The following is an 11,818-nucleotide window of genomic DNA, read 5'->3' as shown; positions in this document are numbered from 1 at the left end:
ATTCTACTACACTGTACTTGGTGATCATGGTCTCCCACGACGTCGGCGTCATCAGCGCCGAGGTGACGACCCTGGCCTGCCTCAACCGCCGCCTGTTCTTCCACGGCACGCCCGAGAAATTGGAGCCGGGGACCATGGCCGAGCTCTACGGGTTCCCCGTCACCACCCTGCATCACCGCCACTGAGGGAGAGGATGACCCGCCCATGGGCGCAGGGACGGACGGGCTCGCCGGCCTGGCGGGCATGTTTCAGTACGATTTCATGATCCGGGCCCTTTCGGCAGGGGTGCTGGTGGGGCTGCTGGCGCCGGTGGTGGGGACCTTCCTGGTCTTGCGGCGCCTGTCCTTGCTGGGCGACGCCCTGGCCCACGTGGCCCTGGCCGGCCTGGCCGGCGGGCTGTGGCTGGGCGTGTACCCCACCGGGGCGGCCCTGGGCCTGGCGGTGGCCGCTGGCGGGGCGATGGAGGCCCTGCGGGCCCGCTATCGCCGCCACGGCGAGCTGGCGGTGGCCGTCACCCTGTCGACGGCGGTGGCCCTGGCGGCCGTGTTCTTCAGCCTGGGCGGGGCCGGCGGGGTCGACCTCTTTGCCTACCTGTTCGGCAGCGTGCTGACCGTCAGCGGGGCCGATGTCCGGCTGATCGGGTGGCTGACCCTGGCGGTCCTGGCGGTGGTGGCCGCCTTCTACCGCGACCTCTTGGCCGTCACCCTGGACGAGGAACTGGCCCGGGTGGCCGGGCTGCCCGTCGGCGCCCTCAACCTGCTGTTCACCATGATGGCGGCGGCCGCCGTGGCGGCCAGCATGCGGGTGGTGGGGGTGCTGCTGGTCTCCAGCCTGATGGTGCTGCCCGTCGCCGCCAGCCTGCAGGTGGCGCGAAGCTTCCGCGGGGCGCTGGTCCTGGCGGTCCTCTTCGCCCAGGCGGCGGTGGTGCTGGGGCTCGTCACGTCCTACTGGATGAACCTGCCACCCGGGGCGACGGTGGTGCTGGCTGCCGTGGTGCTGCTGCTGGGCGCTCTGGGCTTGCGGCGCCTCCGGCCGGACCTGGGACCGGCGTGATCCGGGCCGGCGGTCCCCAGGGCCGGCGGCCCGCCGGGCCGGTACGGGGAGGGGGAGGCGGCGATGGCGGGCGGCGCCATGGCAGCGGGGGAATGGCGGGCGGCGCCATGGCAGCGGGCGGAATCGCGGGCGAAAGGAGCCGAGGGCCATTGGAGAGGAGCCACGGGCCATTGGAAAGGAGTCAAGGGCGACGGGGAACCCGGAAGCTGCAAGCCGCCGGGTCACCGCGACACGGGTGGTCCCGCCCCCCGCGGCCGGACGAACCGGCCCGGGCGCCGGGCCCGGACCCGGGAGGGAGCCCGTCCCCCCGGCGCCGGGCGATCCGGCTGCTGGCCCTGGGTGTGGTCGTGGGGCTTGTCCTGGCCGGTTGCGGCGCCCTTCCCCGGGGCGGCGACGGGGGCGGGGCCGGCGCGCCGGGTGGCGGTGGGGCGGCGGACCGGCTGCCCGTGGTGGTGACCTTTTACCCGCTGGAGTTCATGGCCCGGTTCATCGGGGGTGAGCGGGTGGTTGTGAGCCCCCTGGTGCCGCCGGGGGCCGACGCCCACCACTGGGAGCCGCGGCCCGCCGACGTGCGGGCGGTGGCGGCGGCCCGGGTCTTCATCTACAACGGGGCCGGCCTGGAACCCTGGGTTCCCCGGCTGCTGCAGGCGGCGGGGCGGCCCGACCTGGTGACGGTGGAGGCCACCGCGGGCCTGCCCCTGGTGCCGGCGGGAACGGCCACCTGGCTCCCCGGTGACTCGGGCCGGGACGAACCGGCGGCCGGGCCGGCCGGCAGCCCGGGTGAGTCCGGCCACGACCCCGCCCATGGCGGCGAAGGTTCAGACGGCCACGGGCACGCAGCAGGCGGGCCGGCCGGTTCGTCCGGCGGGGGGACCGGCGGGGGCGCCCCCGACCCCCACGTGTGGCTCGACCCGGCCCTGGCCGCCCAGCAGGCCCGGGCCATCGGGCGCGCCCTGGCCCAGGCCGACCCCGAAGGGCAGGCCGTCTACCTCCGGCGGGCCGCCCAGCTGGCTGGCCGCCTGGAAGAGCTGGCCGGCGGCTACCGGCAGCTGGGCACCTGCCGGCGGCGGGAACTGGTGGTCACCCACGCCTTCCTGACCTACCCGGCCCACCGCTACGGCCTGGTCCAGGTGCCGCTCTATGGGTTGTCCGCCGAAAGCGAGCCCGGCCCGCGCCAGCTGGCGGCGGTGGCCGCCTTCATCCGGTCGCGGCAGGTGCCCTACATCCTGGTGGAACCCGGCCGCACCGCCCGCGCCGCCGAGACCCTGGCCCGGGAGACCGGGGTGCGGCTGCTGGAGGTCCACCCCCTGGAGGCGCTGACGCCGGCCGACCGGCAGGCCGGCCGGGACTACCTGTCGCTGCTGGAACAGAACCTGGAGCACCTGCGGCAGGCCTTGGGGTGCGCCGGTTCCTAGGGCCGGGGATCCTCGGGCCGGGGAGGGCGGCAGGGACCATCCTTCGGGTCGCGAAATACCGTTCAATTCCCGGTCCCGGCGGCTTCCGGATGCGTGGCTCGAGGACCGCGGGTTTCCTGCGGGCGGGGGTGCGACCCGGCCCCGGCTGGGCAGGCGGGCGGTGACACCCCGGGGCGGGCGGCGCCGCCAGGCCGGCGGGCCGCGAGGTCGTCAGGGCGCCGGACCGGCGGGCCGCGAGATGGGCGGCCGCGGGGCGGGCAGGGCGGCGAGATCTTCGAGCCGCGGGACCGGCGGGGCTGCTGCGATCGGCGGCCGCGGGGCGGGCAGGGAGGCGTGCTCGCCCGGCAGAGGAGGCGACCGGCGCGTTGAAGGGTGCCCTCGGGTATCTGGTGCTCTTGAGCCTGGCCCACCTGATCACCGACGTCAACCAGGGCGGCATGCCCGCGCTGTTGCCCCAGCTCAAGGAGAGTTACGGGCTGACCTACGCCCAGCTGGGCGTGGTGTTGCTGGTGCTCAACATTACGTCGTCCCTGATCCAGCCGCTCTTCGGGTACTGGAGCGACAAGCGGCCCCAGGGGTGGCTGGTGGCGGCCGGGCCCCTGCTGGCGGCGGTGGGGCTGGCGCTGGTGGGGTATGCCCGTAGCTATGAAGGCGTGCTGCTGGCGGCGATCCTCTGCGGGATCGGCGTCGCCCTGTTTCATCCCGAAGGCGCCCGGGCAGCCCGCGGCGTGTCGGGCGGGCAACGGGCCACGGCGATGTCGATCTTCTCCGTGGGCGGGAACCTGGGCTTTGCCCTGGGGCCGGTGGCGGCCACGGCGGTGGTCGGGCTTTGGGGGCCCCCGGGGCTGGCGTGGCTGGTTCTTCCGGCGGCCTTGCTGGCGGCGGTCATGGTGGCGGCCCTGCCCGGGATGAACCGGCTGGAGCAGGCCACCGCCCGGCGCCTGGCGGCCGGCGGCGGGCCCCGGCGGGAAGGGGCGGAGGGCGCCGGGGCGGCCAGGGGGGCCGGCGCGGCCGGGGGGGCCGGCGCAAGGGCGCCGTTGCCGGCGCCGGGAGGGGGACCGGCGGGCAGCCCGACGGCTGGAGCCGATGCCGGCCGGACCAACTGGCTGGCCGAGGTGCTGCTCATCGGCGTGGTCGGCACCCGGTCGTGGCTGCAGTTCGGCGTGCTCAGCTTGATGCCGTTCCTCTATCTGGAGAAGGCGGGCCGCGACGCCGTCTCGACGGGGGTGCTGCTGTTCGTCTTCCTGGTGGCGGGAGCGGTGGGCACCCTGGTGGGCGGGCCGCTGGCGGATCGCATCGGCACACGGACGGTGCTGATCGGTTCCATGGTCGTGCTGATCCCCCTGCACTGGGGCCTAGTGCACGGCCCGGCGTGGGCGACGCTGCCGCTGCTGGCGGCCACCGGTTTCGCCCTGGTGGCCACGTTCAGCATCACCCTGGTGATGAGCCAGGATTTCATGCCGCGCTACGTGGCGGTGGCGTCGGGGCTCAACACCGGCTTCTCCATCGGCCTTGGGGGCATCGGGGCCGCGGCCCTGGGCGCCCTGGCGGACCGGTGGGGGCTGGAGACGACCTTGTCGGTGATGGTGCTGCTGCCGGTCATCGGGCTGTTTTTGACCCTGCTGGTGCCGGTGCCCGAGCGGGACCGGGTGCGGCAACGGGCCGGAGCCGCAGGGCGGGCGCGGCCGGCCGAGACGTAGAACCGCAACGCCCCGTAACACACGAAAGGGAGGCCATGAGATACGGACCTCCCCAACGGTACCCTGAATATACCAGATTGGAACCGTCCCATGCGGTTCAATATGACGGGTCGGTTGCCCCGGCGCCTGCCTAGGCTTCGCTCACCGGGACCCGCCGCCCCCGTCCCTGCTCCTGCAGCTTGGGGATCTCGACCCGCAGCACGCCGTTCCGGCACCGGGCCTGGGCCCGTTCGGGATCGACCCGGTCGGGCAGCGGAACCACCCGGTGGAACCGGCCGAAACGGCGCTCCATGAGGTAGTACCCGTCGCCCTCGTTGCGCGTCTCCCGCCGGGTCTCGGACCGGATCACCACCCGGTCTTCGTAGACGTCGAGCTGGATGTCCTTGGCCTCGACCCCCGGCATCTCGGCTTCGACGATCACCCGGTCCCCGGCGTCGGTGACGTCCACCGACGGTCGCCGGTTGAGGCCCCAGTCCGGCTCGCCGTCGAAGGCGCGCCAGAGATCCCAGGGGCGCCAGAAGGCCTCCCGCCAGCTGTCAAAACCGCGGCCGGCGGGAGCAGGCCACGACCAGCGATCCAGATCGGTGCGCATGCCCATGCGGACCACCTCCTGTTGCCGGTGCCACCGCTGGCGGCCTGCCGTGCGCTGGGCGGTTCCTCCGTCCCGGCAGGACTTCGCTAGGAAGTATGTCCGCCGGACCCGCCCCCAACCACCGGCTCCCGCACCTCGACCCGCAACGAGCGCAAGCGGTTGATGGCGGCTCCCACCTCGAAGAGCCGGGGCAGCGCCAGGTCGCCCGCCGGAGTGGGGAAGGGCGAGATCCGGTCGAGGCCGTGTTCGTCCAGCTCGGCGTACAGGGCTTCCAGGGCTTCCCGCAGGGAGCGGCGCCCGTCGATGTGACGGCCCGTCATGTAGCGGATCATGGCCCCCACGGCCCGGGTCTGGGACGGGTCCACCAGTTGCTCGACGGCGCTCAAATCGATCTCCTCGAAGCCGAAGGTGATCTCGTCGGTGCCGTGGGCGCGGATCTTGACCTTGGCCCCGCGGCGCGGGTCCAGGCTGGCGGGCAGGGGGACCCGGGCAGGGACGGGCGGGAAGGGGCCGGGGTCTTCCGCGATGCGGCCCGTGGGGAAGCGGGTCGCCACCTCGCGGGCTTCGGCCGTGGCATCCTGGGCCCGGTAGGCGTCCATCCGGATCACGGTGTCGGCCACGTCCAGGTAGTCGCCTGCCCCGCCGACCACCAGGATGCTGGAGACGCCCCGGTCGCGGTACAGCGCCCGCACCCGGTCGATGAAGGGCGTGATGGGCTCGCGGTCCTTGCTGACCAGGGCTTGCATGCGCCGGTCGCGGATCATGAAGTTGGTCGCGCTGGTGTCCTCGTCGATGAGCAGGACCCGGGCGCCCAGCTCCAGGGCCTCCATGATGTTGGCGGCCTGGCTGGTGCTCCCCGAGGCCTCGTCGGTGGAGAAGCGCCGGGTGTCGGCATCGAAGGGCAGGTTGCGGATGAACGGGCTGATGTCGACCTGCTCGATGCGGCGGCCGTCCTCGGCGCGGATCTTGACCGCGGTCGGGTCGGTCACCACCAGCTCGCGGCCGTCGCCGGGGATGTGGTCGTAGACGCCCCGGGCCAGGGCCCGCAGCAGGGTGGACTTGCCGTGGTAGCCGCCGCCGACGATCAGCGTCACGCCCTGGGGGATGCCCAAGCCCCGCACCTTGCCGCGATGGGGCGTCTCCAGCTCCACGGCCAGGGTCGGGGGCGCCTCGAAGGGGATGACCCGCGGCCCGCGGAGCGGCCGGTCGCTGACCCCGCTTTCCCGGGGCAGGATGGCCCCGTCGCCGACGAAGGCGACCAGACCCCGCTCGGCCAGGGCCTGCCGCAGGGCCGCCTGGTCCTCCGCCACGGCCACGTGCCGCTCCAGGTCCCGGTGGTCGATGGGTTTGAGCAGCAAGGCGGTCTCCACCAGCCGGGGCACGTCCTGGCACAGCATCTCCACCGCCTGCCGGCCCAGGATGCGGCGGCCGGCGGCGGGCAGGCCGGCGAAGAAGCGGACCTCCACCCGCTGGGGCAGGACGACACACGCGGTCCGTGGCAGGATCTCCTGGCCAGGGCGGTCGACGGTGATCAGCCCGCTCTTTCCGCTCCCGCGGCGGGCTGCGGCCGTACCCGTCGCCCGGTGGAACCGGCGCAGCAGCCAGTCGGCCGTGGCCGTCCGGCGCAGGGGTGTGGTGGCTGCCCAGTCGGGCAGGGGCATCCGGGACGGCGGGATGATGATGCGGAGCCGCGATGGTGCGGCAAAGGGGTCGCCCTGGACGTGGTCGATGGCGAGGGTGAAGGCGCCGAAGTCGTAGGTCCCGGCGATGTCCTTGTAGGCCGGATACGGCCGGCCGTCGATACGGGCCAGGATCTGGCGCAGGTCGTCGCGGGTGCGGGTTGCGGTCGGGCTCATGGTGCGTTCGACCTCCGGGATCCGTCGGTTTGGGGTGCGCAGCCGGGGCAGGCCGGTCGCACGCCGGGCTGCCAGCTCCGGGGTGGGGTGCCGGTTCTTCCGGGCCGGCCGGCCCCCGCCGGGTTCGGCCCCGGTGGCTGGCCGGGGACGTGCCGGCCAGGGGCCGCTGGCTCCCCGCGTCTGGACACGCACACCTGTTTTGCATGTTACCTTGCACCGCGGGGCGGGGCTACGCAGCGCACCGGCCCGGGCGATGGGTCCGGGATTCGCCAACGCGGATCGCTGGATCGTTGAGTGCAGGAACACGCGGCCCCGGGCCGGGCGAGCCGGCCCGGGCCTTCGCCTTGTACGGGGGAGGAAAGGGTTCCCGCCCTCCAACTCGAATCCCCCAACATGTCCATCGCCAACGAGCCGCCCCGCCCGGGGCGGGCTCGGCCCAGCGACCGAGGTGACGTCATGACATCCCGTGGTGTGATGCCGCCGGCCGGCAGCCGCAGCGGCGACAACGACCCCAACGAGCGACGCCCCATCACCTCCCGCGACCTGCTGGATCTCCGTTTCGTGGGCGATCCCCGCATCGCGCCCGGCGGGGACCAGGTCGTGTGGGTCGAACGCTGGATCGAGGCCGATCGCAACGAATACCGGTCGAACCTGTACGCCGCGCCGGCGGCGGGCGAGGCGGCGCCAGCCCCCCTGACCACCGGGCCGGGCATCGACCGGGCCCCCCGCTGGTCGCCCGACGGGCGCTGGCTGGCCTTCCTTTCCGACCGGCCGCTGCCCAGCGGCGGGGCGGGCAAGGGGGCCCGCTCCGGGGGGGGCAAGGCGGCCGGTTCCTCCGGCCGGGGGGACGAGAAGCCCCGGCCCCAGCTCTACCTCCTGCCGGCCCGCGGCGGCGAGGCGCGCCCCATCACCCGCTTCAAGCGCGGAGCCGGGCCCGCCGTCTGGTCGCCCAGCGGGCGGTACGTGGCGGTGATCGCCCAGGTCCACCCGGACCGGGGCCTGGAGGCCGTGGGCGACCCCGAGCCGGGGGAGGACGACCCGTACCGGCGCTACACCCGTGGCGTCAAGGTGATCCGCCGGCTGGCCTACAAGCTGGACGGCGTCGGCTACTTCACCGAACACCGGCACCACGTGGTGGTGCTGGATCTGGGCGAGGGCGACGCCCACCTCCTCGGGGGCGGGGCGGGCGGCGCTTCCGGCGCGGTCGCCTCCGGAGGCCACGGTTCCGCCGGGGGGACCGGGCCCGGGGGGACCGGGCCCGCGGCCGGCGGCGCGGCCAGCGGCGCGGCCGGCGTTCCCTGCGTCCAGCTCACCGCCGGCGAGTACGACGTGCGGTCCGTGGCCTGGATGCCCTCGGGGCGCCAGCTGGTGGTGGTGACGAACCCGCACCCCGACGCCGACCGCCAGCCCTGGACCGATGTCTACCTGGTGCCGTTCGATCCCGAGGGGGCCGCGGCCGGCGGCGGGGATCCCCTGGACCTGTCCCGGGACCCGTTGCCCCAGGGGGTGCGCAAGCTCACCCTGTCGGACATCGACGCCTATGAGGCCTTGCCGTCGCCGGACGGCCGGTGGATCGCCGTCCGCGGCCAGGACGCCCGCCGCTACCGGGCCTACAGCAACACCCACCTGTACCTGATCGGCGCCGGGGGCAGCCAGCGGCGCTGCCTGACCGCCGAGGCCGACCTGACGGTGGGCGACGAGAGCGTCAACGACATCGTCGGCGAGCCCGGGGCGGTGATGGCCTGGGCCCCCGACGGATCGGGCCTGTACGCCCTGGTCAGCCGCCGGGGCGCCGTGCAGCTTTACTGGTTCGGGGTGGACGGGACGATCCGCCCGCTGACCGAGGGCCCCCAGGTGCTGCGGGGGATCAGCATCGACCGGGCGGGCCGCCGCTGCGCCTACCTGCGCCTGACGGCCACCGAGCCGGGCGAGGTGTGGGTCGCCGACCTCCCCTCGCCGGACGAACCGGCCGGCGCGGGGCCCGGCGGCGGGGCGGCGACGGTGAGGGCGACGGCTTCCGCTGTACCAACCTCGACGGCGGCCGCCACGACCACAGGCCCGGCCGGTGCCGCGGCCGCGGACGGGGGGGCCGCCCCGGCTGCGGCAGGCGACGGCCGCCCGGCGGCCGCGGCCACGGCCGGTTCCTCGGGCGAGGACAGCCGTCCTGCCGCCGGAGGATCCGGCCGGACGGCAGCCGGCGATCCGGCGGGCGACCTGTCCGGCGGGGCGAGGCGCAACGGTCATCCTGTGATCCAGGGCCGCCGCCTCTCCCGGGCCAACGACCGGTGGCTGGCCGAGGTGGCGGTCGTCGAGCCCGAGCACTTCACCTTTGAATCCGACGGGAACGTCCTGGACGGGTGGCTGATCCGGCCCGTGGGCTTCGAGCCGGGCAAGCGCTACCCCGCCGTCCTCCAGATCCACGGCGGGCCCATGGCCATGTACGGCTACGCCTTCTTCCACGAGTTCCAGCTGCTGGCCGCCCGGGGCTATGCGGTGTTCTACACCAACCCGCGGGGCAGCCAGGGGTACGGCCAGGCCTTCTGCGCCGCCATCCGCGGCGACTGGGGCAACCGGGACTACCGCGACCTGATGGCCTTCGTCGATGCGGTCCTGGAGCGGTACGACTTCATCGACCGCGACCGGCTCGGCGTGGCCGGCGGCAGCTACGGCGGCTACATGACCAACTGGATCGTCACCCACACCGACCGCTTCCGGGCCGGGGTGACCATGCGCTGCGTGGCCAACGAGCACAGCTTCTTCGGCACCAGCGACATCGGCTTCCACGACCTCTTCGACCTGGAGTCGCCGCCGTGGGAGGACCCCCTGCGCTACCTGGAGATGTCGCCCATCCACCACATCGGCCGCTGCAAGACGCCGCTGCTGGTGATGCACTCGGAGATGGACCTGCGCTGCCCCATCGAGCAGGCGGAGCAGATCTACACCGCGCTGAAGGTGCTGGGGGTGCCGACGGAATTCGTCCGCTTCCCGGAGGAGAGCCACGGCCTGAGCCGGGGCGGCAAGCCGTGGCACCGGGTCTATCGCCTGGACCGGATCGTCGAGTGGTTCGACCGCTACCTGTCCGCCGGCGGGGCCACCGCCGGCGACCGGGCCGAGGCCGGGGCGGCCGCCTCCGAGGGCCCGCGGGCCCAGGGGTGACCGGCGGGGATCGGGCGGAGGAACCGGCGTTCGTCGGCGCAGCCGCGGAGCCGGGGCGGCCGGCCGGGAGGGGGATCCTGGGCCTGCGGGGCGGGCAACCGCCAACCGCCCGCGACAGGCCGGAGGGAGGACGAGGGCACAGGCCATGCTGGTCGATTACCACATGCACCTGGAGCGCGGCGGGCTGACCCGCGACTACCTGCTGCGCTTCGTCGAGACCGCCCGGCAGCGGGGGGTCGACGAGATCGGCATCACCGAGCACGCCTACAATTTCGTCGAAGGCGCCCCCTTGCTCGGGCGGCCCTGGTACGTGGAGCGGTACAGCAGCGGCTTCCGCATGGCCGATTACGTCGCCCTGCTCCAGGCGGCCCGGGCGGAGGGCCTGCCGGTCAAGGCCGGGATCGAGATGGACTACATCCCGGGACGGGAGGAGGAGATCCGGGCCTTCCTCGCCGCCTACCCGCTGGACTTCGTCATCGGCTCGGTCCACTGGATCGACGAGTGGGGCTTCGACCTGGATCCGGCCACGTGGCCGGGGCGCGATGTCCGGGAGGCGTACCGGCGGTACTTTGACCTGGCCGAACGGGCCATCCGCAGCGGGCTCTTCGACGTCTTCGGGCATCCCGACGTGATCAAGGTGTTCGGTTACAAGCTTCCGCCCGAATACCGGGACGAACTGGCCGAGTACCACCGGCGCCTGGCCCGGGCGGCGGCGGAGACCGGCGTGTGCCTGGAGATCTCCAGCGCCGGGGTCCGCAAGCCGGTGGGCGAGTTCTACCCGGACCCGGGCATCCTGGACGAGGCGCGGCGCCTGGGGGTGCGGGTCACCCTGGCCTCCGACGCCCACGAGCCCGAGCACGTGGGATGGGCCTACCCGGAGCTGGTGGCGTACGCCCGGGACCACGGCTTCACCACCGTGACAGTCTTCGACGGCCGGAAGGGCCGGCAGGCGCCCCTGGGGTAGGCGAGGAGGCCCTGGCCCTTGTGACGACGCAGCCGCCGGAAGGCGCAAGCCCGCTGGAATGCTGCGGCTTGCCCGGGCGAAGCGGCGTTCCCGGGTCGGGGTGGGGGAGGTGAGGGGCATGTCCGTTCCATCGCCGTGGGGCATGGGACGCCGGGAGCTGGAACTCCTCTTGTGGGCAGCGGCGCTACGGGCCGGCGGGGCAGGGAGCGCGTCCCCGATCCCAGCCGGCCGCGACGGAACGGGGCCCACCCCGGGCGGCCGCGGCACCGGGGGAGGAGCCCCGGCGGGGGCCGCCGGCGGCGCGGGAGGCGGGGCCGGACCGGGAGCGGCCTCACCGGAGTTCGCCGCCTTGCTGGCCCGTCTTCTGGCCGAGCCGGGGCTTGATGTGTCCGCCCTCTCGGCGCTGGCCACCCTGGCCGCCGGTTCCACCGGGGAAGGGGCCGGGGCGGCCGGCGGGCCGGGTTTTCCCGTTCCCGGCGGGGCAGGCGGGCTTTGGAGCGGGAGCCGGTCCGGCGACGCCGCCCCAGGGGCGGACCCGCCGGGACCGGGCGGCCCGTCCGCAGATGGCGGCGCCGGCGGGGCCGCTGGCGCCGCCCCGGCCGGTTCCACCGTCGCGGGTGGCGCCCCCTGGCCCCGGACCGCCCTGGAGGCTCTGGCCGCCGCGGTGGCCCGCCGCCACGGGCTGGATCCGGCCCTGCTGCGGGCGGTCATCCAGGCCGAGTCGGGGTGGAACCCGGCGGCCCGGTCGCCGGCCGGCGCCATGGGCCTGATGCAGCTGATGCCCGCCACCGCCCGGGAACTGGGCGTCGCCGACCCCTTCGACCCGGTTCAGAACCTGGAGGCCGGCGCCCGCTACCTGCGGCAGCAGTTCGACCGGTTCGGCGACTGGCGGCTGGCCCTGGCGGCCTACAACGCCGGCCCCGGAGCGGTCGAGGCCCACGGCGGCCTGCCGCCCTTCCCCGAGACCCAGGCCTACGTGGCGCGGGTCCTTGACCTGTGGGCCGGCGAGGCGGCGCGCCGGGCTTAGGGCGTAGGGGGTAGGGCGGGTAGGGCGTGGGAAACGGGCTTGCATGAGCAAAATG

Annotated in this window: 8 protein-coding genes and 1 pseudogene; 7 read left to right on the top strand and 2 right to left on the bottom strand. The window is 74.5% G+C overall.

Annotated elements, in window-relative coordinates; all coding sequences use genetic code 11:
• The 4 genes and pseudogenes from ACYQ02_RS05325 to ACYQ02_RS05310 form a co-directional block, all read left to right on the top strand.
• Nucleotides 1–185 (top strand): annotated as a pseudogene (locus ACYQ02_RS05325) (metal ABC transporter ATP-binding protein); the annotation flags it as partial.
• A gap of 19 nt (nt 186–204) precedes the next feature.
• Nucleotides 205–1,053 (top strand): metal ABC transporter permease, encoded by an 849-nt coding sequence (locus ACYQ02_RS05320; RefSeq protein ID WP_460039400.1) that lies wholly within the window; start codon nt 205–207, stop codon nt 1,051–1,053.
• A gap of 341 nt (nt 1,054–1,394) precedes the next feature.
• Nucleotides 1,395–2,468 carry a metal ABC transporter solute-binding protein, Zn/Mn family gene (locus tag ACYQ02_RS05315; protein WP_460039399.1) on the top strand — a complete coding sequence of 358 codons (1,074 nt, stop codon included), beginning with the start codon at nt 1,395–1,397 and terminating at the stop codon, nt 2,466–2,468.
• 365 nt (nt 2,469–2,833) lie between these two features.
• Complete coding sequence (locus ACYQ02_RS05310) at nt 2,834–4,168, top strand: MFS transporter (protein ID WP_460039398.1); 1,335 nt, start codon at nt 2,834–2,836, stop codon at nt 4,166–4,168.
• A 130-nt stretch (nt 4,169–4,298) separates the two neighbouring features.
• Here ACYQ02_RS05310 and ACYQ02_RS05305 read toward each other — a convergent pair whose 3' ends face one another.
• Both ACYQ02_RS05305 and ACYQ02_RS05300 read right to left on the bottom strand, forming a co-directional pair.
• Nucleotides 4,299–4,766 carry an Hsp20/alpha crystallin family protein gene (locus ACYQ02_RS05305; protein WP_460039397.1) on the bottom strand — a complete coding sequence of 156 codons (468 nt, stop codon included), beginning with the start codon at nt 4,764–4,766 and terminating at the stop codon, nt 4,299–4,301.
• Between the two features lie 80 nt (nt 4,767–4,846).
• A complete protein-coding gene (locus ACYQ02_RS05300; protein ID WP_460039396.1) occupies nt 4,847–6,616 on the bottom strand; it encodes an ABC-ATPase domain-containing protein in 1,770 nt (589 codons plus the stop codon).
• 456 nt (nt 6,617–7,072) lie between these two features.
• Between ACYQ02_RS05300 and ACYQ02_RS05295 the strand changes: the two genes are divergently transcribed.
• The 3 genes from ACYQ02_RS05295 to ACYQ02_RS05285 all read left to right on the top strand — a co-directional run bounded on the left by ACYQ02_RS05295 (nt 7,073) and on the right by ACYQ02_RS05285 (nt 11,763).
• Entirely contained in the window at nt 7,073–9,772 is a 2,700-nt protein-coding gene (locus ACYQ02_RS05295; protein ID WP_460039395.1) for a prolyl oligopeptidase family serine peptidase, read from the top strand.
• Between the two features lie 145 nt (nt 9,773–9,917).
• Nucleotides 9,918–10,736: a histidinol-phosphatase gene (locus ACYQ02_RS05290; RefSeq protein ID WP_460039394.1), complete on the top strand. Its 819-nt coding sequence runs from the start codon at nt 9,918–9,920 to the stop codon at nt 10,734–10,736.
• A gap of 118 nt (nt 10,737–10,854) precedes the next feature.
• A complete protein-coding gene (locus ACYQ02_RS05285) occupies nt 10,855–11,763 on the top strand; it encodes a lytic transglycosylase domain-containing protein (protein WP_460039393.1) in 909 nt (302 codons plus the stop codon).
• The last annotated feature ends 55 nt before the right edge of the window (nt 11,764–11,818 follow it).

This window comes from Thermaerobacter litoralis, assembly GCF_054654595.1.
The sequence above is the reverse complement of the archived record's forward strand: the minus strand, read 5'-3'. Positions and strand labels throughout refer to the sequence as shown.